Origin of the sequence: Streptomyces sp. NBC_01352 (genome assembly GCF_036237295.1) — a bacterium.
In the GTDB taxonomy this organism is placed as follows: domain Bacteria; phylum Actinomycetota; class Actinomycetes; order Streptomycetales; family Streptomycetaceae; genus Streptomyces; species Streptomyces plumbiresistens.
Genome location: NZ_CP108354.1, coordinates 2612446 through 2635511, shown reverse-complemented (window position 1 = coordinate 2635511; position 23066 = coordinate 2612446). Strand labels below are relative to the sequence as shown.

At 71.5% G+C, this 23066-nt stretch carries 18 protein-coding genes and 2 pseudogenes; 10 read left to right on the top strand and 10 right to left on the bottom strand.

Going from position 1 to position 23066, the window contains the following annotated elements; translation table 11 throughout:
- Positions 1 to 59 precede the first annotated feature (59 nt).
- The gene (locus OG252_RS12365) at positions 60 to 839 is read right to left on the bottom strand and encodes a hypothetical protein (RefSeq protein ID WP_266449715.1); all 780 of its coding nucleotides are present in this window, start codon (positions 837 to 839) and stop codon (positions 60 to 62) included.
- A gap of 126 nt (positions 840 to 965) precedes the next feature.
- On the bottom strand, positions 966 to 2642 hold the full coding sequence (locus tag OG252_RS12360; protein WP_329335892.1) for a PucR family transcriptional regulator: 1677 nt from the start codon (positions 2640 to 2642) through the stop codon (positions 966 to 968).
- 375 nt (positions 2643 to 3017) lie between these two features.
- Between OG252_RS12360 and OG252_RS12355 the strand changes: the two genes are divergently transcribed.
- The 5 genes from OG252_RS12355 (at position 3018) to OG252_RS12335 (ending at position 9724) form a co-directional block, all read left to right on the top strand.
- On the top strand, positions 3018 to 3917 hold the full coding sequence (locus OG252_RS12355) for an FAD binding domain-containing protein (RefSeq protein WP_329335890.1): 900 nt from the start codon (positions 3018 to 3020) through the stop codon (positions 3915 to 3917).
- Positions 3917 to 4501 carry a (2Fe-2S)-binding protein gene (locus tag OG252_RS12350; RefSeq protein WP_266449720.1) on the top strand — a complete coding sequence of 195 codons (585 nt, stop codon included), beginning with the start codon at positions 3917 to 3919 and terminating at the stop codon, positions 4499 to 4501. Before OG252_RS12355 ends, OG252_RS12350 begins: the two co-directional genes overlap by 1 nt.
- Positions 4502 to 4503: 2 nt before the next feature.
- Positions 4504 to 6900 (top strand): xanthine dehydrogenase family protein molybdopterin-binding subunit, encoded by a 2397-nt coding sequence (locus tag OG252_RS12345; protein WP_329335888.1) that lies wholly within the window; start codon positions 4504 to 4506, stop codon positions 6898 to 6900.
- Between the two features lie 162 nt (positions 6901 to 7062).
- Entirely contained in the window at positions 7063 to 8520 is a 1458-nt protein-coding gene (locus tag OG252_RS12340; RefSeq protein WP_329335885.1) for an NCS2 family permease, read from the top strand.
- 52 nt (positions 8521 to 8572) lie between these two features.
- Positions 8573 to 9724, top strand: a complete 1152-nt coding sequence (locus OG252_RS12335; RefSeq protein WP_329335883.1) for an XdhC/CoxI family protein — start codon at positions 8573 to 8575, stop codon at positions 9722 to 9724.
- On the opposite strand, the gene OG252_RS12330 is transcribed toward OG252_RS12335, so the two are convergent.
- Positions 9676 to 10995, bottom strand: a complete 1320-nt coding sequence (locus OG252_RS12330) for a lanthionine synthetase LanC family protein (protein WP_329335881.1) — start codon at positions 10993 to 10995, stop codon at positions 9676 to 9678. The genes OG252_RS12335 and OG252_RS12330 overlap by 49 nt on opposite strands.
- 77 nt (positions 10996 to 11072) lie before the next feature.
- Positions 11073 to 11513: an SRPBCC family protein gene (locus OG252_RS12325; RefSeq protein ID WP_329345129.1), complete on the bottom strand. Its 441-nt coding sequence runs from the start codon at positions 11511 to 11513 to the stop codon at positions 11073 to 11075.
- 331 nt (positions 11514 to 11844) lie between these two features.
- Here OG252_RS12325 and OG252_RS12320 point away from each other — a divergent pair.
- A pseudogene (locus OG252_RS12320) lies at positions 11845 to 12051 on the top strand (glycosyltransferase family 9 protein); the annotation flags it as partial.
- Here OG252_RS12320 and OG252_RS12315 read toward each other — a convergent pair.
- The 4 genes and pseudogenes from OG252_RS12315 to OG252_RS12300 all read right to left on the bottom strand — a co-directional run.
- Positions 12039 to 12434 (bottom strand): annotated as a pseudogene (locus OG252_RS12315) (polysaccharide pyruvyl transferase family protein); the annotation flags it as partial. The pseudogenes OG252_RS12320 and OG252_RS12315 overlap by 13 nt on opposite strands.
- A gap of 123 nt (positions 12435 to 12557) precedes the next feature.
- The gene (locus tag OG252_RS12310; RefSeq protein ID WP_266449730.1) at positions 12558 to 14009 is read right to left on the bottom strand and encodes a family 43 glycosylhydrolase; all 1452 of its coding nucleotides are present in this window, start codon (positions 14007 to 14009) and stop codon (positions 12558 to 12560) included.
- Positions 14010 to 14074: 65 nt separating this feature from the next.
- Positions 14075 to 15583: a family 43 glycosylhydrolase gene (locus tag OG252_RS12305; RefSeq protein WP_266449733.1), complete on the bottom strand. Its 1509-nt coding sequence runs from the start codon at positions 15581 to 15583 to the stop codon at positions 14075 to 14077.
- Positions 15584 to 15671: 88 nt separating this feature from the next.
- Complete coding sequence (locus tag OG252_RS12300; RefSeq protein WP_443068402.1) at positions 15672 to 16565, bottom strand: EamA family transporter; 894 nt, start codon at positions 16563 to 16565, stop codon at positions 15672 to 15674.
- Between the two features lie 68 nt (positions 16566 to 16633).
- On the opposite strand from OG252_RS12300, the gene OG252_RS12295 reads away from it, so the two are divergent.
- Positions 16634 to 17488: a LysR family transcriptional regulator gene (locus OG252_RS12295; RefSeq protein WP_329335878.1), complete on the top strand. Its 855-nt coding sequence runs from the start codon at positions 16634 to 16636 to the stop codon at positions 17486 to 17488.
- A 12-nt stretch (positions 17489 to 17500) separates the two neighbouring features.
- On the opposite strand, the gene OG252_RS12290 is transcribed toward OG252_RS12295, so the two are convergent.
- The gene (locus tag OG252_RS12290; protein ID WP_329335876.1) at positions 17501 to 18259 is read right to left on the bottom strand and encodes an SDR family NAD(P)-dependent oxidoreductase; all 759 of its coding nucleotides are present in this window, start codon (positions 18257 to 18259) and stop codon (positions 17501 to 17503) included.
- A gap of 3 nt (positions 18260 to 18262) precedes the next feature.
- The gene (locus tag OG252_RS12285) at positions 18263 to 19795 is read right to left on the bottom strand and encodes an acyl-CoA synthetase (RefSeq protein ID WP_329335873.1); all 1533 of its coding nucleotides are present in this window, start codon (positions 19793 to 19795) and stop codon (positions 18263 to 18265) included.
- 168 nt (positions 19796 to 19963) lie between these two features.
- On the opposite strand from OG252_RS12285, the gene OG252_RS12280 reads away from it, so the two are divergent.
- The 3 genes from OG252_RS12280 to OG252_RS12270 all read left to right on the top strand — a co-directional run bounded on the left by OG252_RS12280 (position 19964) and on the right by OG252_RS12270 (position 23047).
- Entirely contained in the window at positions 19964 to 20740 is a 777-nt protein-coding gene (locus OG252_RS12280) for an enoyl-CoA hydratase/isomerase family protein (protein WP_443068401.1), read from the top strand.
- A gap of 92 nt (positions 20741 to 20832) precedes the next feature.
- Entirely contained in the window at positions 20833 to 21891 is a 1059-nt protein-coding gene (locus OG252_RS12275) for an alcohol dehydrogenase catalytic domain-containing protein (protein ID WP_329335871.1), read from the top strand.
- 1 nt (position 21892) lies between these two features.
- The gene (locus OG252_RS12270; protein ID WP_329335869.1) at positions 21893 to 23047 is read left to right on the top strand and encodes an acyl-CoA dehydrogenase family protein; all 1155 of its coding nucleotides are present in this window, start codon (positions 21893 to 21895) and stop codon (positions 23045 to 23047) included.
- Positions 23048 to 23066 lie beyond the last annotated feature (19 nt).

The following is a 23066-nucleotide window of genomic DNA, read 5'->3' as shown; positions in this document are numbered from 1 at the left end:
GGTTGGGGGTCTGGGGGCGGAGCCCCCAGGCGGTGTCGGTGTCCACGCCGGGTGGTCGGCTATGCCGTCGCCGCGGGAGGCACCGGGGCCAGTTGGCGGGCCAGCCATGTCGGTACGCCGCCGAGCAGTCGGAACAGGCGGCGGGCTTCCTCGCGGAGGCGTGAGGCCTCGGGTTCCACTTCCGCGTCTGCCAGGGAGGCCAGCGCCGGGGCGGTGCCGACGAGGTAGCCCAGCTCCTCGCGGATCCGGAGGGATTCGCTGAAGCCGTGTCGGGCCTCTGCCAACTCGCCGTCCCGGAGGGCGAGTCCGGCGAGGTGACGCCAGGTGAAGGACAGCAGGAGGGGATCGGAGTGGGCGGTGGCGCCGGCGTGGGCGCGTCGGTACGCCGCGCGCGCGGCCTGCGGGGAGTCCGCGAGGTTCTCCGCCAGCAGCCCTCGCCGGAAGTCGAGCAGCGCCCGCCCCGGAGTCCCCGGAGGGATCAGCGCCGCCGCCCGCCCGAGCGCCGCCCGTGCCTCGTCGGCGCGGTCCCGTACGCCGTGCAGCGTGGCCGCGTAGGCAAGTTGCCCGCGTTCACAAGCGGCCGCGCCCCGCTCGTCGTCGCCGTGGGCCAGCGCCTCGGCCGTGCGCAGCGCGTCCTCGGCCTGTTCCCAGCCCTGCTCGGTGTACAGGCACCGCTCCACCAGGAGGGAGGCGCGTTGGAGCGCGGCCGGCGCGGTCACCGGTTGGAGCAGGGCGGCGGCGTCCGCCCAGCAGGCGCGGGAGCGTAGCCGCCATACCGCGGTCTGGAGTGGATCGTCACCGGCGGTCGTTCCGTTACCAGACATGGCGGTATGCGCCACGTTGCCCTCCCCGAGCACGCCATCGAGCTATGAGTGGTGGCCGCATCTCAGCACGAATCCACCGGCCGGGCCAAGGGGGTGGGTGAAGGAATTCACAAAGTCGGGGGAGTCGCGGGGGGTTCGGTGTCAGCTCATCCTCAGTGCCAGGAAGAAATCCAGCTTGTCCTCGAGGCGGGAAAGGTCACGACTCGTCAACTGCTCGATCCGCCCCACCCGGTAGCGCAGCGTGTTGACGTGCAGGTGGAGACGGGTCGCGCAGCGGGTCCAGGAGCCGTCGCAGTCGAGGAAGGCCTCCAGGGTGGGGATCAGTTCGGCGCGGTGCCGGCGGTCGTAGTCGCGCAGGGGGTCCAGGAGGCGGGCCGTGAAGGCCCGGCGGACGTCGTCCGGGACGAAGGGGAGCAGGAGCACGTGGGAGGCCAGCTCCTGGTGGCCCGCAGCGCAGACCCGGCCGGGGCGGGCTGCTGCGACTCGGCGGGCGTGGCGGGCTTCCTCCAGCGCGCCGCGCAGGCCCTCCGCCGAGTGGACCGAGGCGCTGACGCCGAGGGTGACGCGGCCGTCGTCGTCGAGGCCGGCCGACAGGGGGGCCCGTACGGACTCCAGGAGCAGGTCGGCGATGATGCCCGCCTCCGAGCCGTCGTGCTCGGAGGAGACCGCGGGGAGGGGGACGAGGGCGATCGCCTCGTCGTCCGTGTGGGCCACGGCGATGCGGTCGGAGGGTTCGGGGCCGGTGGCGAGGGGGTCGACCAGGATCTCCTCCAGGAGGGACTGGGTGACCGGGCCGCCCTCCAGGTCGCCGCCCTGCCATTCGACGCGGGCCACGACCACCTGCCAGTGCGGGGCCGCGCCGAGGCCGGGCAGGAGGACGGGGGCGGCCACGCGCAGGCGGGCGGCGATCTCGGCGGGCGCGGCGCCTGTCTGCACCAGCTCCAGGACCTCCTGGGCGAGACGCCGGCGGACCGTGCGCGCCGCGTCCCGCCGGTCGCGCTCGACCGAGATCAGCTGGGTGACGCCCTGGAGCAGGTCGAGCCGTTCCTCCGGCCAGTCCCCGGCGTCCGCCTCGACGGCCAGCAGCCAGTCCGACAGCACCGTCTCGCGCACGTCCCGGGAGCCCTGCGCGGAGCGGCCGCCGCTGCTGCGGACCGGGAAGAGCGAGTAGGTGGTGGAGCCGAGCAGGACGCGGTGCGGGCCGCGCCGGCCCGTGCGGACCGCCGCGAGGTGTTCGGCCGCGAGCTTCGCGCACACGTCGGCCTGCAGGGCGGGGCCCGCGGTCTTCGAGCCCGCGATGAGCCGGCCGGCGGGGGACAGCACCCAGGCCCGCAGGTCCAGGTCGGAGCCGAGCAGGTCCAGGACCACGTCCGGGCCGCCGCCCGCCGGGCCCGAGGTCATCATCCGCCGGTGCCGCTCCACCACGGCCGCGAGGTCACCGGCCCGCTCGCCGGACACCTGCCGTACGACGTGCTCGGTGATCGTCGCGAACGCCACCGACTCGTGCACCGCGAAGAGGGGGAGGCGGTGGCGGGCACAGGCGACGACCAGGTCGTCCGGGACGGCCCCGAGCTCGGCCTCGCCGGCCGCCAGCGCGGCCACCCCGGCCTGCACCAGGATCCGTACGAAGGGCTCGGCGTCGGCGGCGTCCCGGCGCCAGGCCAGACCGGTCAGGACCAGTTCCCCGCCCGAGAGATAGCGGCTGGGGTCCCTGAGGTCGGTGGTCATCACACCGCGCACGGTGCGGTCCAGCTCGTCCTCGCCGCCGAGCAGCCGCAGGCCCAGCGCGTCGGTGTCCAGCAGTGCGCGCAGCCGCATTCTCGTCGCCGCCGTTCTCTGTCTCGAAATCTACGATGAATCTTGAGGGCTCGTGAAGGAGGAGTCCGTCCGGCGGTCGACGAGCGGTGCCCGCCGTCTCCGGAGTCGCGTTCCGGCCGTGTTCCAGGTCACATGGGGTGTGCCTCACGTTTCCCCAGGAAAACGAGGAGGTTACTGATGACCTCCGTTCATACGAATCTACAAGATGACCGCCCTGGCCAGCCAACTCCTTCATGGTTTCCGTGACTGACCCGGGTGCCGCACGGCGCTGTGTACTGGCGTCAATCCGCGTTAACAGCACATGAACGAGCCGGGCCCGCCGCACACGGATTGGCTCAATCTGTACGACCCACGAGACGAAGAAGAGAGCCGGTCATGGACTTCCTTCGCCCCGCCAGCTGGGAGGAGGCGCTCGCCGCGAAGGCGGAGCACCCCACCGCTGTGCCGATTGCGGGTGGCACCGACGTGATGGTCGAGATCAACTTCGACCACCGCCGGCCCGAGTACCTGCTCGACCTCAACCGCATCGGCGACCTCGAGGAGTGGGAGGTCGGCGAGGAGAGTGTGCGGCTCGGGGCCTCGGTCCCCTACACGAAGATCATGGAGCACCTGCGCGGCGAGCTTCCGGGCCTGGCCCTCGCCTCGCACACGGTCGCCTCCCCGCAGATCCGCAACCGCGGCGGCGTCGGCGGCAACCTCGGCACCGCCTCGCCCGCCGGTGACGCCCACCCGGCCCTCCTCGCGGCCGGCGCCGAGGTCGAGGCCGAGTCCGTACGAGGGTCCCGGCTGATCCCGATCGACGAGTTCTACACCGGTGTGAAGCGCAACGCGCTGGCGCCGGACGAGCTCATTCGCGCCGTCCACATCAAGAAGGCCGACGGGCCGCAGCAGTACTCGAAGGTCGGCACGCGCAACGCCATGGTCATTGCCGTGTGTGCGTTTGGGTTCGCCTTGCACCCACGGACGCGGACCGTGCGGACGGGCATCGGGTCGGCCGCGCCCACTCCGGTGCGTGCCAGGGCCGCGGAGGAGTTCCTGAACGCCGCGCTGGAGGAGGGCGGCTTCTGGGACAACGGGAAGATCATCACTCCGTCGGTCGCCAAGCAGTTCGCGGACCTGTGTGCAGGCGCCTGCAATCCGATCGACGACGTCCGGGGTACGGCGAGCTACCGCCGCCACGCGGTCGGTGTCATGGCCCGCCGCACCCTGACCTGGACATGGGAGTCGTACCGCGGCACTGACGGCCAGACACATCAGAAGGGGAGTGTCGCGTAATGCGCGTTCATTTCACGGTCAACGGCCGTCCGCAGGAAGCCGACGACGTCTGGGAGGGCGAGAGCCTGCTGTACGTGCTGCGGGAGCGGCTCGGTCTGCCGGGTTCGAAGAACGCCTGCGAGCAGGGGGAGTGCGGGTCCTGCACCGTCCGGCTCGACGGCCTGCCGGTGTGTTCGTGTCTGGTCGCCGCCGGTCAGGTGGAGGGCCGGGAGGTCGTCACCGTCGAGGGGCTGGCGGACTTCGCCAAGCAGCGCGCCGAGCACGGGGGGTGTGCCTCCGGTGCCTGCGGTACGTCCCTTCAGGAAGCCCAGCAGTGGGCCGCCGAGGGGCAGGACTCGCAGACCGGTGAGGGCACCGAACTCTCCCCGGTGCAGCAGGCGTTCATCGACGCCGGCGCCGTCCAGTGCGGCTTCTGCACCCCGGGGCTGCTGGTCGCCGCCGACGAGATGCTGGAGCGCAACCCGAACCCGACCGACGCGGACATCCGCGAGGCGCTGTCGGGCAACCTGTGCCGCTGCACCGGCTACGAGAAGATCATGGACGCGGTCCGCCTGGCGGCCGCCCGACAGGGAGAGGCGGTCTGAGCATGACCGGCAACGGCGCCCCCATCGGGACTCCCACCAAGGTCACCCAGGGCTCGAAGACCAAGGGCGGCATCGGCGAGTCCACGCTCCGCCCGGACGGCACCCTCAAGGTCACCGGTGAGTTCGCGTACTCCTCCGACATGTGGCACGAGGACATGCTCTGGGGACAGATCCTCCGGTCGACCGTCGCGCACGCCGAGATCGTCTCGATCGACACGGGCGAAGCGCTCGCCCTGCCCGGCGTGTACGCCGTCATGACGTACGACGACCTGCCGACCGACGTGAAGAACTACGGCCTGGAGATCCAGGACACCCCCGTCCTCGCCCACGGCAGGGTCCGCCACCACGGCGAGCCGGTCGCCATCGTCGCCGCCGACCACCCGGAGACCGCGCGCCGCGCGGCCGCCAAGATCAAGGTCGAGTACCGGGACCTGCCCGTCATCACCGACGAGGCCTCCGCGACCGCGCCGGACGCGATCCTGATCCACGAGGGCCGCGACGACCACCACGTCGGACACGTCCCGCACCCGAACATCGTGCACCGCCAGCCGATCATCCGCGGTGACGTCGAAGAGGCCGCCAAGAAGGCCGACTTCGTCGTCAGGGGCGAGTACACCTTCGGCATGCAGGACCAGGCCTTCCTCGGCCCCGAGTCCGGCCTCGCGGTGCCGGACGAGGACGGCGGCGTCCACCTCTACATCGCCACCCAGTGGCTGCACTCCGACCTGCGCCAGATCGCGCCCGTGCTCGGCCTGCCCGAGAGCAAGGTGCGGATGACGCTGTCCGGCGTCGGCGGCGCGTTCGGTGGCCGCGAGGACCTGTCGATGCAGATCCACGCCTGTCTGCTGGCGCTGCGCACCGGCAAACCCGTCAAGATCGTCTACAACCGCTTCGAGTCCTTCTTCGGGCACGTCCACCGCCACCCCGCGAAGCTGTACTACGAGCACGGGGCGACCAAGGACGGCAAGCTCACCCACCTGAAAGCACGGATCGTCCTGGACGGCGGCGCGTACGCCTCCGCCTCCCCGGCCGTCGTCGGCAACGCCGCCTCGCTCGGCGCGGGCCCCTACGTCATCGACGACGTCGACATCGAGGCCATCGCCCTCTACACCAACAACCCGCCCTGCGGCGCCATGCGCGGCTTCGGAGCGGTCCAGGCGTGCTTCGCCTACGAGGCGCAGATGGACAAGCTCGCCGACAAGGTGGGCATGGACCGGGTGGCGTTCCGTCAGCTCAACGCGATGGAGCAGGGGACCGTCATGCCGACCGGGCAGGCCGTCGACTCGCCCGCTCCGGTCGCCGAACTCCTGCGCCGCGTCAAGGCGATGCCGATGCCGCCGGAGCAGCAGTGGCTCGCGGCCGGCGAGGCCGCCGACGTACGGCAGCTGCCGGGTGGCCTCTCCAACACCACGCACGGCGAGGGCGTCGTCCGCGGTGTCGGCTACGCGGTCGGCATCAAGAACGTCGGCTTCTCCGAGGGCTTCGACGACTACTCGACCGCTCGCGTGCGGATGGAGGTCCTCGCCGGGGAGCCGGTGGCCACCGTGCACACCGCGATGGCCGAGGTCGGCCAGGGCGGCGTGACCGTGCATGCGCAGATCGCCCGCACCGAGCTGGGCGTCGCCCAGGTGACGATCAAGCCGGCCGACACCCAGGTGGGCAGCGCCGGTTCGACGTCCGCGTCGCGTCAGACGTACGTCACCGGGGGCGCCGTCAGGAACTCCTGCGAGCTGGTGCGCGAGAAGGTCCTGGAGATCGGCCGCCGCAAGTTCGGTTCGTACCACCCGGCCTGGGCGACGGCGGAGCTGCTGCTGGAGGGCGGCAAGGTCGTCACCGACGGCGGCGAGGTCCTCGCCGGCCTGGTCGACGTGCTCGAAGGCGAGTTCGTCGAGGTCGAGGCCGAGTGGCGGCACCGTCCGACGGAGGCCTTCGACCTGCGTACCGGCCAGGGCTTCGGCCACGTCCAGTACACCTTCGCCGCGCACCGCGCGGTCGTCGAGGTCGACACCGAGCTCGGCCTGGTCAAGGTCATCGAACTGGCCTGTGCCCAGGACGTCGGCAAGGCGCTCAACCCGCTGTCCGTCATCGGCCAGATCCAGGGCGGTACGACCCAGGGGCTCGGCGTGGCGGTCATGGAGGAGATCATCGTCGACCCGAAGACCGCGAAGGTCAGGAACCCCTCCTTCACGGACTACCTGATCCCCACCATCCTCGACACGCCGACCATCCCCGTCGACGTGCTCGAACTCGCCGACGACCACGCCCCGTACGGGCTGCGCGGTGTCGGCGAGGCACCCACCCTGTCGTCGACTCCGGCCGTCCTCGCGGCCATCCGGAACGCGACGGGGCTGGAGCTCAACCGCACGCCGGTACGTCCGGAGCACCTCACCGGAACGTAACCGTCAGGGGGTTGAACCAGTGAGTTCTCCTGGGGGACCGCGTCCCCCAGGACCTCCATCCGTTCGTCTCGGGCCGTCCCCCGGGTCGTGCACCTCCCCAAAACCCGCCCGTCGCCGAGGGCGAAGCGCGGGTGTCCCTATGAACCTTGGGAGCAGGCCCACATGACCCAGCAGTCACTGGAGCCGAGGACCGTCGCGGAGGATGCGGGCGCAGGCAGCCGCGTCCCCGCCGGACGGTCCTGGCTCGACCGGTACTTCCACATATCCCGGCGAGGATCCTCGCTCGCGCGCGAGCTGCGCGGCGGCACCACCACCTTCATGGCGATGGCGTACATCCTCCTGCTCAACCCCCTGATCCTGTCCGGCAAGGACGCGGCGGGGAACACGCTCGGCCAGCAGGCGCTGATCACCGCGACCGCGTTCGCGGCGGCCCTCAGCACGCTCCTGATGGGATTCTTCGGCAAGGTGCCCCTCGCCCTCGCCGCCGGCCTCTCCGTCTCCGGAGTCCTCGCCTCCCAGGTCGCACCCCAGATGACCTGGCCGCAGGCGATGGGCATGTGCGTGATCTACGGCGTGGTCATCATGCTGCTCGTCGTCACCGGCCTGCGCGAGATGATCATGAACGCGATTCCGCTCGCGCTCAAGCACGCCATCACGATGGGCATCGGCCTGTTCGTCGCCCTCATCGGCTTCTACAAGGCCGGTTTCGTGCACCAGGGCGAGGCGACCCCGGTCTCCCTCGGCCCGACGGGCGAACTGGCCGGCTGGCCGGTGCTCCTCTTCGCCGTCACCCTCCTCGCGATCTTCATGCTGCAGGCACGCGGCGTCCCCGGCGCGATCCTGCTCGGCATCGTCGGCGGCACCGTCCTCGCCGTGCTCCTCAACGCATTTGACGTCATCGACCCCAAGCAGTGGGCGAGCGGCGCCCCCGAACTGCACGGCGGCGCGGTCTCCATGCCGGACTTCTCGATCTTCGGCCACGTCGAGTTCGGCGGCTGGGGCGAGGTCGGCGCGATGACCGTCGGCATGATCGTGTTCACCCTCGTGCTGGCCGGGTTCTTCGACGCGATGGCCACCATCATCGGCGTCGGCACCGAGGCCGAACTCGCCGACGAGCAGGGCCGGATGCCGGGCCTGTCCAAGGCGCTGTTCATCGACGGTGCCGGCGGCGCGATCGGCGGCGTGGCGGGCGCGTCGGGACAGACGGTGTTCGTCGAGTCGGCGACCGGCGTCGGCGAGGGCGCCCGGACGGGTCTGTCCTCCGTCGTCACCGGGCTCTTCTTCGCGGCCTGTCTGTTCTTCACCCCGCTGACGGCCATCGTGCCCGGCGAGGTCGCCGCCGCGGCCCTGGTCGTCATCGGTGCCATGATGATGATGAACGCCCGGCACGTCGACTGGGCCGACCGCGCGACCGCGATCCCGGTCTTCCTGACCGTGGTGATCATGCCGTTCACGTACTCCATCACCGCCGGCGTCGCGGCCGGCGTCATCTCGTACGTGGCCATCAAGACCGCCCAGGGCAAGACGCGGGAGATCGGGGCCTTCATGTGGGTCCTGACGGTGATCTTCCTGGTGTACTTCGCCCTCAACCCGATCGAGAGCTGGATGGGCGTGCACTAGCCGCCCCTGGCGAACGCCCTTCACGCGACCGCAGTTGAAAGGAGACCGAGACATGCTGGACATCGCCGAGGAGCTGAACCGGTGGGTCGAGCAGGGACGCGACTTCGCCGTGGCCACCGTCGTGGCCGTCGGCGGCAGCGCGCCCCGCCGGCCCGGCGCCGCCCTCGCGGTGGACGCCGACGGCACGGCGATCGGCTCGGTCTCCGGCGGCTGCGTGGAGGGCGCGGTCTACGAACTGTGCCAACAGGCGCTGCGGGACGGGGAGTCGGTCCTGGAGCGCTTCGGCTACAGCGACGACGACGCCTTCGCCGTCGGCCTGACCTGTGGCGGCGTCATCGACATCCTCGTCACGCCGGTACGGGCGGGCGACCGGGTCCGCCCGGTGGTCACGGCCGCGCTCGACGTCGCCGCACGCGGGCGGGCCGCCGCGCTGGCCCGGATCGTCTCCGGCCCCGCGGACCTCGTGGGCCGGGCGATGCTGGTCCGCCCCGAGGGGTCGTACGACGGCGGCTTCGGCGCCCATCCCGAGCTGGACCGCACGGTCGCCGCGGAGGCCGGGGCGCTCCTCGACGGCGGCCGTACCGGCACCCTGGAGATCGGCGAGCAGGGCTCCCGCTGCGGAGCCCCGCTCACGGTGCTCGTGGAGTCCTCCGTCCCGCCGCCCCGCATGATCGTCTTCGGTGCGATCGACTTCGCGTCGGCGCTGGTGCGGATCGGCAAGTTCCTGAACTACCACGTGACGGTGTGCGACGCGCGACCGGTGTTCGCCACCCGCGCGCGCTTCCCCGAGGCCGACGAGATCGTCGTCGAGTGGCCGCACACCTACCTGGAGCGCACGGACGTCGACGCCCGTACGGTCCTGTGCGTCCTGACCCACGACGCCAAGTTCGACGTGCCCCTGCTGAAGCTCGCGCTGCGGCTGCCGGTGGCGTACGTCGGCGCGATGGGCTCCCGGCGCACCCACCTGGACCGCAACGAGCGGTTGCGCGAAGTCGGAGTCACCGAGCTGGAGTTGGCGCGGCTCAGGTCGCCGATCGGGCTCGACCTCGGGGCCCGTACGCCGGAGGAGACGGCCCTGTCGATCGCCGCCGAGATCGTCGCCGCCCGGCGCGGCGGCAGCGGGGTCTCACTGACCGGCGCCCACACGCCCATCCATCACGACGTGACGTCGGTGCCGGCGGGGCGGATCGGGTCGGTGGCCTGAAGGGCGCCTCGGCGCACCGCCGGCTGGTCGGGCCAGGCGAACGCGTAGTCCGGGTCGCCGCCCCGGCCCAGCCGGACGTACCGCATCAGCTCCCGGGCGATGCCCGCGTTGCCCATCGCCCACCCGGTGCGGGGTTCCAGGTCGCTCGGGGTGGCCTTGTGCTCGACGTTGGACCAGCGGGCGCCGTCGGCGTCCCGGATCGCGCGGTCGGTGAGGTCCGCGACGAGAACCCGGGCGAAGTCGTGACCGTCGTCCTGCTCGGCCATCCGGTCGCAGGCCAGCGCGAGAACGCCCGCGGTGCCGCAGCAGCGGCCGTTGTTGTCCCAGAAACCCGGGCGCAGCCGGCCGGGCAGGCCGGAGTGGGTGACGGTGTGCCAGCAGCGGTCGGCCAGGGCCGACCAGGCAGCCGCTTCCCCGGTGAACACGTCCCTCAGCTGCCGGAAGACCTGGGCGTCACCGGCGGGCCCATGACACCAGCCGTAGCTGTAACGCTCGATCCGGTCGGGCAGGTGTGCCGGGTCGGAGTGCCCGACCAGGAACCCCTCGGGACCGTCCTCGTCCCGCGCCACGACACCCGCGACACCGGCCCGGGCCAGCTCGACGACGTCCGTCCGTCCCGTCGCGGTGCCGACGGCGGCCAGCGCGTACACGATCCCGAGCGTGCCGTGCGAGAGGTGGTGCATACGCCCCTCCCTGCCGGTACGGAACTCCCAGTGCACGCCCGACGGGACCTTCTCGGCGGTCCGCAGATAGGGCTCGAGGGCGCCTACGGCCAACTCCTCGTCGCCGAGGAGCAGTGCGCCGAGGCCGATGCCGGCGTTGCCGCCCATCAGCTCGAACAACTCGCCCCAGCGGGTCCCGTCGAAACGCGACCGCACGAGTTCCAGGGCCCGGTTCGCGGCGGCGCCGGAGGCCGGGTCGCCCAGCTCGTCGTGAACGGCCCGCAGGGCGAGCGCCATTCCGGTGAGCCCGAAGTACAGGGAACTGTCCTCGCAGTCCTCGACGGCGGCGACGAGGCCACGGGCCGCGCGCAGGGCGGTGTCGGCGTACGAGTCGTCCTTGAAGTGCCGCCAGGCCTCCAGGAGCACCGGTACGACCCCGGCGGTACCGTCGTAGAGCATGGACTCGGGCTCGTCGTCGGAGGGCTTGGCGGGCCAGACCAGCCCACCGCCCTCGGTGTCCCGCGCGGCGGCGAGCATCCAGCGCAGAGCCTCGACCGCCAGCGCCTCGACCTCGTCAATTCCCGCGTCGCGCGTGTCTGTTGCCGTCATGGCGCCCACTCTGGCACGGGCCGGTTCAGGCCGACAGCACGAAGCGGCGCCCTCCCGGCCGGCCCGTGCGGGCGCCGTCACGGCCGCCTCAGGAGCCCGTTCACCGCCCGGCCGAAGACGTACCGTGCGGTGGCCGTCAGGAGGGGGTCGAAGAGGCGGGGGAGGAGGCGTACGCGCAGTTCCTCGCGCCACAGGACGCGGGTGCGGCCGCCGGGGCCGGGGTGTACCTCGAGTTCGGCCCACCCGGTGATGAAACGGCCGCGCTTGTCCAGGCGGCACAGGCCTGGGAGGTCGTCAGTGGGAGGCCGCCAGACGGTGACTTCCATGGGGTCGTCGAAGGAGAGCGGGCCGAGGCCCGAGCGGGCCACGACAAGCGTGCCCTCGTGCGTCGGCTCCGGTGTGGTCACGGTGATCCGGGTGAGCGGGACCGCGTCGCCGTGGCGGGCCCAGTGGGTGAGGCGGCGCCATGCCTCGTCGCGAGGGAGCGGGGCGGTGCGTTCGAGCAGGAAGTTGACCACGGGACGATCGTAGGGAATGCACCCCGCTGAGCAGGGCGTTCGTATACGGCCCGGCCGCGTCACACGCGTGTCGGACAGACCGGTGTCCGTGGGGGCGCACCTGTCTCCCGCCGGGCGGCGACGCTCTGGCATCCGGGCCATGGGTGGGCCTTCCGCCGGCCCGAGGCGGAGGCCGTGATCCTGATGGCCGTGGTCGAGTGGCCGGTCCACGCGGTGTGACACCGCCGCGGGGAACCCGCCCGGGCAGCTGGGAGGTCGGCCCGCATGAGGGCGGGGGCGCGGGACCGGACCGGTGCCGCCTGAACCGGTGGCTTCGAGTGGTGACGGAGAGGTGAAGGCTCTGGTGGCGCGTTTGGACGGTTTCGGTGATGTGCTGCTGGCGGTTCGTGCGGTGGCGGCGCGGGCGGAGTCGGTGACTTTGTTGTGTGGGCCGCGGGGAGCTCCTGCGGCGCGGTTGCTGCCGGGGGTGGACGACATCCTGGTGTGGGATGCGCCGTGGGTGGGGCTGGAGCCTGCGCCGGTGGGGCGTGGGGAGGTCCCGTACTCGTGCCGCCCGTGCGTGAGGATCACCCCGGCCACCGGCGGGACCGAGGTGCCGGAGGCGTGGGCCGACAGGTCGTGCACCGGCTCCGTGCCGGGGGCGTCCCGTGCCAGCACACGGTGGAAGCCGGTGGCGGCCGGGGTGCCGGGGTCGACGACGGACGTCCCGACGGCGATCCGCACACAGTGCGCGAACCGCCGGTGCAAGTCCTCGACCTGCGGCCCGTGCAGGGGCCCGCACACGAACACCAGGTAGGAGTACTCTTCGGGCCGGACCCCGGCCAGGTGCAGGGCGCCGGGCCGGAAACCCGGGCTCCACACGACGTCGTACCGGATCCCCGCCTGCCCCAGCACGTCCTCGACGCGCCGCAGCGCGAGCACGTCTCCGGCGGTCGCCTCCCCGTCCCGGAAGCTGAATCACCCGGTCAGCAGGAACCTCATGTGCCACCGGGTGCCCCGGGGCGGGCCGGGGACACCGGCCCGCCCCCACTCACCGGGTGTGACTCACTGACCGTAGAACGTGGCGTCCGCCCGGTCCGTGGCCGTGCTGGGTGTCTGTACGTACAGCAGGTAGGTGTAGTGGCGGAGGTAGCGCCCGGCGGAGGCGTACGACTCGTAGGAGACGCCCGCCGAGTCCGACAGGCCCGCGCGCCTGTGGAAGGTGGCCGCGGAGGCGAATCCGGCCGTGCCGTCGTTCTTCTCCAGCCGGACCTCGAAGCTCGCGTTGCTCCGCAGGTAGTAGCCGGGGAAGTTGGCCGACTCCAGTGACACGGTGCCGCTGCCGGTCAGGCCGGTGACCACGCGGAACTGCGAGTCCGCGAGCGGGCTGACGTTGGCGTCGATCCGGGCCCGGTAGTCGAAGTGGCGGACGAAGCGGTCCGCGAAGTTGTACGACGAGAAGCGCTGCGGGGTCACCCCGTCGGCCACCGGGATGCCGAAGTCGGGGGTGCCGTCGGCCTTCCAGTACACCTTCTGGACCCGGGTGCGGCGGTTGGGGTCGTTCAGCGGGTCGCCGGTGATGTCCTTGTAGCTGCGGTCGTGGTAGACGAGGATGTCGGACTTGCCGTCCTCGGAGACGGTGAAGGAGTTGTGGCCGGGCCCGTACTGCGAGGTCGCGTCGCTCGACTTGAACACCGGCTGGGAACCCTTGGCCCAGGACGCCGGGTTGGTCAGGTCGGCCGTCGCGGAGGCGGTCAGCATGCCGAGGCAGTAGTTCGCGTCGGTCGCGCTGGCCGAGTAGGTCATGAAGACCTTGCCGCCCCGCTGGATCACCGCGGGGCCTTCGTTGACCTTGAAGCCGATCGTCTCCCAGGACAGCGTCGGCTGGGATATCTCGGCCGCGGTGCCGGTGATCGTCCAGGGGTTGGCCATCTTCGCGATGAACAGGCTGGTGTTGTTGTCCTCGGCCGGGTTGCGCTGGGCCCAGGAGAGGTACCGGACGCCGCCCACGACGAAGGTGGTGGCGTCGAGCGAGAAGCTCTCCCACGTCGTCCTGATCTGGCCCTTCTCGGCCCAGGCCGCGGTGAGCGGGTTGGCTCCGGTGCCCTCCAGGACGTACATCCGGATCGCCCACTTGTCAGTGGTGGAGCCGGCGGCGAAGTACACGTACCACTTGCCGTCGATGTAGTGGATCTCCGGTGCCCAGATGTTGGCGCCCATCACGCCGCTGGCGTGCTTGGTCCAGATCGTCGTCTCGGGCGCGGTCTTCAGGCCCTGGATGGTGGTCGCCCGGCGCAGCACGATGCGGTCGTACGCGGGCACGGTGGCGGTGAAGTAGTAGTAGCCGTCGGTGTGCTTGAAGATGTGCGGGTCGGCGCGCTGTTCGGCGATCGGGTTGGTGTACGTCACGGCAGGGGAGTCGGGCACGGCCGCGTGGGCGATGGTGCCGGGCCCGGCGAGGCAGCCCACCAGGGCGAAGAGGACGGCCATGAGCAGCCGTACGGCGTTGCGTCTCAAGGGGTTTCTCCAGATCACGGAGTGCGGGGAGGGGTCAGGAGGGGAGAAAGGGGAGGGGATGCAGGTCAGGTCGTGGGCACGATCCGCCACTGCTGGCAGTTGTTGTTCAGCCACGTCCACAGCCGTACGTCGGCCCCGTTCGCGGCGGAGCAGTTCGCCACGTCGGCGACCTTGCCGCTGTTCTCGTTCACGATCCGCACGTAGTCGCCGGTGGCCGTGTGGACCAGACGGAACTTCTGGCAGTTGTTGTTCAGCCAGGACCACTGCTTGATGTCCGTGCCGTCGGCCGTCGCGCAGCTCGTGGTGTCCATGACCTTGCCGGTCGCGACGTTGACCAGCCGGCTGGTGTCGTTGCCGAGATCCTCGACGCGCCACTTCTGGTTGGCGCCGCCGGTGCAGCTCCACTGGAAGATGTTCGTGCCGTCCGCGGTGTTGCCGCCCTCGACGTCCAGGCACTTGCCGCTGTTGCGGTTCACCAGGGTGTACGCGGTCGGCGTCGCCGCGGTCTCGCCCGCGGGGCCGGGCAGCGTCGTGCCGAGCGCCACCGGGGTGCCGAAGTTCGGCGTGCCGTCCGCGTTCCAGGTGAACTTCTGCGCCCGCGTCGTACGGCCGTTGCCGCAGCCGCCGTTCGCGGTGTCGTTGGCGTGGTAGACGATCCAGTTCTCGGTGCCGTCCGGCGAGCTGAAGAAGCCGTTGTGGCCGGGGCCGTAGACGCTCGCCGCGTCATTGCGCTGGAAGACCGGCGTGGACTTCTTCGTCCAGGAGGCTGGGTTCAGCGGGTTGGTGCCGGTCAGTTCCAGCTGGCCCAGTTTGTAGTCCGCGGTCTGGCAGTGGCTGGCGGAGAAGGTGAGGAAGGTGCGGCCGTCGTGGTAGAGCGGCTCGGGTCCCTCGTTGACCGCGCCGCCCGAGGTCTCCCAGCTCGCGGTGGGGCTGGAGATGATGGTGAAGGTGCTGCTGGCCAGCGTGTACGGGTTGCTCATCGGCGCGATGACCAGGCTCTGCGTGCTGCCGTTGATGAAGCCGCTGCCGACCAGGTACAGGCTGTTGTTCGCCTTCAGGACGGTGGCGTCGATGAGCCAGCCGCCGGGGGTGAGGTTGGAGCCGCTGAGCTGGTTCTTGTAGGTGTACGGGCCCATCGGGTCGGTGCCCGCGCTCTCCAGCACATGGGTGCGCTGGGAGTCGCAGCAGGCGACGCCGCTCTGCCCCGCGGAGTAGTACAGGTACCAGCGGCCGTCGAGGAAGTGCAGCTCGGGCGCCCAGATGTTGGTGTTGCGGGTGGCGGTGGTGTCGCTGAAGACCTGCACGCTGGGGGCGGTGGAGAGCCCGGCGAGAGTCGGCGACTTCCGCATGGTCAGCACGCCGGTGAAGGACGTGGTGACCAGGTAGTAGTTGCCGTTGTAGTACTCGAGCCAGGGGTCGGCCCCCTTGGTCGACTTGATCGCGTTGGTGTACGGGCGGCCCTCGGCGGCGGCGGCCGGGGTCGTCGCCGACACCATGGCGATCAGGACGGCGAGCACGCACAGGAGCAGGGATCTGTGGCGTCTGGCGGGGGGCTGCTCTGACATCTTCGGCATGCGGGACCGTCCCTGTCCGTAATTTCGAACGTCGTTCGTAAATTCGGTCAGAAGATAAGCGGGGGCCATACTTCCGTCAACGGTTTCGTCACCCGTGCTTTACACGCGCGACGCTCAGCGTGTTCGCGGCGACGATCCCGCCGATGCCCGCCCACTCCGCCCAGCCCAGGTGCTGGCCGAGCCCGATCCACCCCACGACGGCGGCGAGAACGGGGTTGACGCTCATGAACAACCCGAAGGCCCGAGCCGGGACGTGGCGCAAGGTGAACAGATCCGCGAGGTACGGCACTGCCGAGGACAGCACACCCGCCGCGACCGCGTACCCGACGGCCGCCGCGCCCGGTGGTTGCCGCAGCGCGAGCACGACACCGACCGGCAGGAACAGCAGCGCGGACACCCCGGCGGCCGCGGCGGCCCCCTGGGCGCCGGGGGTGCGCCGGCCGACCGTGCGGTTGAGCAGGATGTACGACGCCCAGCAGGCGGCGGCCAGCAGGCCCAGGCCCATCCCGACGTAGTCCGCCGAGGGCCGCGGGCGCATCAGCGTGACCACGCCCGCCACCGCGATCAGCGCCAGGCACAGGTCGAGGCGGCGGCGGGTCGCGGCCAGGGCGACGGTGAGCGGGCCGAGGAACTCCAGGGTCACCGCGAGGCCCAGGCCGATCCGGTCGATGGCGCTGTACAGGGACAGGTTCATCGTCCCGAACACCACGGCGAGCAACAGCACCGGCCACCACTGCCGCCAGGTGAAGGCCCGCAGCCGCGGCCGTCCGACGGCCAGCAGGACGAGCGCCGCTACGTACTGGCGCACCGCGACGACACCGACCGGCCCGAGCACCGGGAAGGCGAGGGAACCGATCGCGGCGCCGGTCTGGTTGGACAGCCCGCTGCCGACCATCGTGGCGACGCCGGCGAGCCGGCCGCGTACGGGCGCCGGGACGTTGGCGCTCATGGGCGCGGTCGCTGAGGCGGGTGCGGGTCGCATGCGCCGATCGTGCGGCCGCAGGGCACATACGCAAAATGCGTCTGTTCCCGGATCTATACGCTGGACGCATGGATGTGGAGCTCCGCCAGTTGCGCTGTCTCGTCGCGATCGTCGACGAGGGCAGCTTCACCGACGCGGCCATCGCGCTCGGCGTCTCCCAGGCGGCCGTGTCCCGCGCGCTGGCCTCGCTCGAACGGGCGCTGGGCGTACGGCTGTTGCGCCGCACCTCCCGCGAGGTGACGCCGACCGCGACCGGCCTGCGGGCGGTGGCGCAGGCCCGGCGGGTGCTCGGCGAGGTCGACGACCTGGTGCGTGAGGCGACCTCGGGGCACACCCGGCTGCGGATCGGCTACGCCTGGTCGGCGCTCGGCCGCCACACCCCCGCTTTCCAGCGCCGCTGGGCCCAGGCCCGTCCCGACACCGACCTGCACCTGGTCCGCGTCAACTCCGCCACCGCCGGTCTCGCGGAGGGCGCCTGCGATCTCGCGGTGGTGCGCAGGCCCTTGGACGACCGGCGCTTCGACTCCGCCCTCGTCGGGCTGGAGCGACGGCTGTGCGCGCTGGCCGCCGACGACCCGCTGGCCGGGCGCCGCTCCGTCCGGCTCGCCGACCTCGCCCGGCGCACCCTGCTCATCGACCGGCGCACCGGCACCACGACCGCCGCGCTGTGGCCGCCGGACGCCCGCCCCGAGACCGAGGAGACCCACGACATCGACGACTGGCTCACCGAGATCGCCACGGGCCGGGGCGTCGGCGTGACCGCGGAGTCCACCGCCCACCAGTACCCGCGCCCCGGGATCGTCTACCGACCGGTCCGCGACGCCGAGCCCATCGCCGTACGCCTGGCCTGGTGGCGCGGCGACGCCCACCCCGCCACCCAGGCCGTGATCGAACTGCTCACCGCCCTCTACCGCACCGGCTGACCGGGCTCTTCGTCACCGGGCCGTCCATCCGCCGTCCACGGTGAGCGTCGTCCCGGTGACGAACCGGGAGGCGTCCGAGGCCAGGAACACCGCCGCGCCGCCGAGCTCCTCGACATCGCCCACCCGGCCGAGCGGAGTGCTCCCTACGATCCGCTCGCCCCACTTACTGGCCAGCAGCCCGGAGCTGAGGTCGGTGTGGAAGTAGCCGGGCGCGAGGGCGTTGACGCGTACCCCGCGGTCGGCCCATTCGACGGCGAGTGACTTGGTGAGCGCCTCGACACCGCCCTTGCTGGCGGCGTACGCGGCGATCCGCTCGAAGCCGGTGCTGGCGTGCACCGAGGAGACGTTGACGATCGAGCCGGAGCCCTGCTCCAGCATCACCTTGCCGGCCTCGCGGCAGCAGTAGAAGGTGCCCGCGAGGTTGATGTCGAGGACGTGCCGCCAGTCCCCGTCGGTGACGAACTCGCTGCGGGTGAAGTGCGGGCTGACACCGGCGCAGTTGACCACCGCGTCCAGCCGGCCCGTCCAGTCGGTGATCTTCTCGACCATGGCAAGTACGGCGGCGGAGTCGGCGACCGAGCCGGGCAGCACCAGCACCTTGCCGCCGTGTCCGGCCAGTTCGGACTCCAGCTGATCCAGGTCGGAGGCGGTCCGTGCCGTCACCGCCACGTTCGCGCCGGCCTCGGACAGGGCGACCGCGATGGCGCGTCCCAGGCCCTTTCCGGCGCCCGTCACCCAGGCGGTCCTGTCGTCCAGACGCATGTCCGTCATGGTTCAGCCCTCCGCCGGGATGTCGCGCAACGTCCGCTTGAGAACCTTGCCCGAGGGGGTACGGGGCAGTTCGTCGACGACGTCGAAGCGGACCGGCACCTTGAACTTGGCCAGCCGGGTCCGGCAGAAGTCCCGCAGTTCCTCCGGCCCGGCGCCGGTCCCCGGCCGGAACACCACGAAGGCGCGCGGGACTTCGCCCCAGCGGGGGTGCTGGAGCCCCACCACGGCGGCTTCGAGTACGGCCGGGTGCTCGTACAGCACCCGCTCGACCTCGGGCGTGGCGATGTTCTCGCCGCCCGAGACGATCATGTCCTTCTTGCGGTCGTCGATGAAGAGGAAGCCGTCCTCGTCGACGTGCCCGATGTCGCCGGTGTGGAACCAGCCGTCCTTGAGGGCGGCGGCCGTGGCCTTCTCGTCACGCCAGTAGCCGGCGAAGACCTTCGGGCCGCGCAGGGTGATCTCGCCGAGCTCGCCCGCCGGGACCTCCTCACCGGTGTCGTCGACGATCCGGACCCGGGTGTGCGGGACCGGGCGCCCGACCGAGCCCAGCTTGGACAGCGCGTGCTCGCGGTCGAGGAAGGTGTCGCCGGAGACCGTCTCGGTCAGGCCGTAGGCGTCGGCGAACCAGGCGTTCGGGAACGCGGTCATGATCCGCCGCAGCACCGGCTCGGGCGTCTTCTCGCCGCCGCCCAGGATGAAGCGGACCGAGGTGGTGTCGTAGCTGTCGCGGTCCGGGACCTCCAGGACCGCGTTGACCATGGCGGGCGCCAGCCACACGTTGGTGACCCGGTGCTTCTGGATCGCCTGCAGCGCGCCCTCCGGGTCGAACCTGCGTTGCAGGACCACGCCGCCGCCCGCGTACAGGGTCGCGAGGGCCGGCATGTCCAGGCCGCCGACGTGGTAGAGCGGGCCGCACACCAGCGTGGTGTCCGCCGCTGTCAGGCCGAAGTGGACGATGTGAGCCAGGTTCTTGGCCTGCAGGTTTCCGTAGGTGATGCGCACGCCCTTGGGGCGTGAGGTGGTGCCGGAGGTGTACATCAGGCGCTGCAGATCATCGAGGCCGACGTCCACGGGCTCGACCTGGGCGTCCTTGTGGCGGGCCAGCAACTCCTCGTAACCGGCCCAGGGAGCCGGGGTGATGTCGGCGCCGAGCAGGACGCGGTGCTCCAGGTCGGTCAGACAGCCGGCGCTCCGCTCGATCGCGGGCACGAACTCCGGCTCGGTGATGATCGCCCTGGCCTGGGCGTGGCCCAGGATGTACTGCCATTCCTCCTCGGACAGGCGGTAGTTCAGCGGGAGGAGAACCGCGCCGATCCGGCTCGTCGCGTAGACGAGTTCCAGGAACTCCGGCCGGTTGTAGAGGAGCAGTCCGACGACGTCCCCGCGCCGGATGCCCAGTTCGGTCAGTCCGGCGGCCAACCGGTCGACCCGTTCGTGCAGTTGACGCACCGTCAGCTGCTCTTCCTCCTGGGCGACGGCAACGGCGTCGGGCCGCTGGGCCAGGTGGTAATCGAGGATGCTCGCGAAATTGTGCACGGCGACTCTCCGGCTCGGCGGCCGGGAGTGTCCCGACCGGTCGGTTGCCCGCTCTCAAGATTTAGTGTACCCATTGGTCTATAAAACGTAGCCGCACTTTACGACGGAGCGCACCGGCCGACAACCGTCCGCGCACCGTGATGTCGCTTTCGCAGCGAGGAGGGCCTCGTGCCACGCATTCGCCTCGACACCGACGGGCCTGTCGTCACGGTCCGCATCGACCACCCGCCGATGAACGCCTTCGACTCCGCCCAGCGGACGGAGCTCGCCGCCCGCGTGCGGGAGCTGGCCGACGCCCGTGACGTACGGGCCGTGGTGCTCTACGGAGGGGAGCGGCTTTTCGCCGCCGGCGCGGACATCAAGGCGCTGGCGGCCATGGGACCCGAGGAGGTGCGGGGCTGGAACCGGGCCCTGCAGCGGACCTTCGACGAGGTGGCCCGGCTGCCGATGCCGGTCGTCGCGGCGATCACCGGGTACGCGCTCGGCGGCGGGATGGAGCTGGCCCTCGCCGCCGACCACCGGGTGGCGGCCGAGGACGCCGTCCTCGGCCAGCCCGAGGTCCAGCTGGGCATCATGCCGGGTTCCGGCGGCACCCAGCGGCTCGTGCGGCTGATCGGTCCTTCGCGGGCGAAGAACCTGCTGATGACCGGCCGCCGGGTGGGCGCCGAGGAGGCACTGGGCCTCGGGCTCGTGGACGAGGTCGTCCCCGCCGGGACGGTCCACAAGGCCGCGCTGCGCTACGCCCGGCAGCTCGCCGAGGGCCCTGCGGCCGCCCTGGAGGCGATCAAGGAAGCGGTGGACCACGGCGCCGACATCGGTGTCGAGGCCGGACTCGCCCTCGAACGCGCCCTGTTCACGGGGGTGTTCGGCACCCGGGACGCCACCACGGGCATCCGCTCCTTCATCGAGGAAGGGCCCGGAAAGGCGCGCTTCGGCGACGACTAGACCACTGGGCGCGGTGCAGGGGCCGTGCGAGAGGCCGTACGAGAGGACGAGGCACGGCGCAGGGGCCGTACGACACGAGAGGGGTGGAGAGCATGAAGGCACTGCGCTGGCACGGTGCCCGCGATCTGCGGCTGGAGGAGGTGCCCGAACCGCCGGAGCCGGGGCCGCACGAGGCGGTCGTCGAGGTGGCCTGGTGCGGGGTGTGCGGCACGGACCTGCACGAGTTCCTCGAAGGCCCGCACATGATCCGGGAGGGCCCGCATCCGCTCACCGGCGCCGCTCCACCGCTCGCCCTCGGCCACGAACTGAGCGGCACGGTCCTCGCGCTCGGCGCCGAGGTGCCCGGCGTCGCGGTCGGCGACCGGGTGACCGCCGACCCCGTCTGGCGGTGCGGCGTCTGCTTCTGGTGCGCGCGGGGCGAGTACCACATCTGTCCCAGGAGCGGCTCGGTCGGCCTCGCCTCGCCCGGTGCCTTCGCCGAGCGCGTCACGGTGCCGCTCGCCGGGCTGACCCGGCTGCCCGACAACGTCAGCGACGAGATGGCGGCCGCGGCCGAACCCCTGGCCGTCGGCCTGCACGCCGTCACCCGGGCCGGCGTACGGCCGGGCGACAACGTTCTCGTCGTGGGCGGCGGCCCCATCGGCGTCGCCGTGGTCCTCGCGGCCCGCATCGCCGGCGCGGCCGGACTGTACGTGAGCGAACCCCTCGCGGGCCGCCGGGAGATGCTTCTCGGCCTCGGCGTCACCGAGGCCTTCGACCCGCGCGAGAGCGACGTACGCCGTGAGGTGTTCCTGCGCACCGGCCGGATCGGCCCGGACGTCGTCATCGACGCGACCGGCGTGGCCGCCCTCGCGGCCCAGGCCGTCGCCACCGTCCGTCGCGGCGGACGGGTCGTGCTCGCGGGTGTCGGGCACGGCAGCGTCGAGTTCGACATGGGACAGCTCGTCTTCTACGAGCGTTCCGTGCTCGGCACGCTCGGCTACAACCACGACATCCCCCGGGTGATCGACCTGATGAGCACCGGGCGCCTGGACGCCTCCGCCCTGATCACCGGACGTTTCTCGCTCTCGGACGGAGCCGGCGTCTTCGCCGACCTGGCCGCCGACCGCGCCCGGCACCTCAAGGTGCTGCTGACCCCGAAGGGACTGTGACATGGATTTCGACCTGCCGGAGGAGACCCGGGCGCTTAAGGACATGGTCCGCGAGTTCGCCGCCAAGGAGATCAGTCCGAACGCGGCCGAGTGGTCCGAGAACGAGCACTTCCCGACCGAGGTCTTCACCAAGCTGGGCGAACTCGGCCTGATGGGCATGCTGGTCCCCGAGGAGTACGGCGGCGCGGGCTCCGACACCGTCACCTACGTGGCCGTGATGGAGGAACTCGGCGCCGCCGACCAGTCGGTGGCCTCCTCCTGGAACGCGCACTCCACCATCGCCACCCTGCCCCTGCTGGCCTACGGCACCGAGGAGCAGAAGCAGCGCTGGCTCGCCCCGCTGGCCCGCGGCGAGGCCATCGGCGCCTTCGGACTGACCGAGCCGGAGGCCGGCTCCGACGCGGCCGGCATCGCCACCACCGCCCGCCGGGCCGACGGCGGCTGGATCATCAACGGCACCAAGATGTTCATCACCAACGCCGGCACCGAGATCAGCCAGGGCGTGACCCTGCTCGCGGTCACCGGCAAGGACGACGACGGACGCAAGCGCTTCGCGACCTTCTACGTCCCGACCGGCACCCCCGGCTACACCGTCGGCCACAAGCTGAAGAAGCTCGGCTGGCACGCCATGGACACCCGGGAACTGGTCTTCGACGACTGCTGGATCCCCGACGACCACCTGATCGGCGACGAGGGCGGCGGACTGCGCCAGTTCCTGTCCGTCCTCGACAAGGGGCGCATCAGCGTCGCCGCGCTGGGCCTGTCCCTGGCCAAGGCGGCGCTCGCCCTCGCCGTCAAACACGCCACGGAACGCCACCAGTTCGGCCGCCCGCTGTCCGACTTCCAGGCGATCGCGCACAAGATCGCCGACATGGGCACGGAGTTCGAGGCCGCCCGCTGCCTGGTGTACCGCGCCGCCTGGCTGGCCGACCAGGGCCGCCCGCACAGCAAGGCGGCCGCCATGGCCAAGCTGTACGCCTCCGAGGTCGCCAACCGCGCCGCCTCCCAGGCGGTCCAGATCCACGGCGGCTACGGCTACGTCCGCGAGTCGGAGATCTCCCGCTTCTACGCCGACGCCAAGATCCTGGAGATCGGCGAGGGCACGAACGAGATCCAGCGCAATGTCATCGCCCGGGCGCTGGTCCGGGAGGCGTGACGTGCGTGAGGGCCCGCAG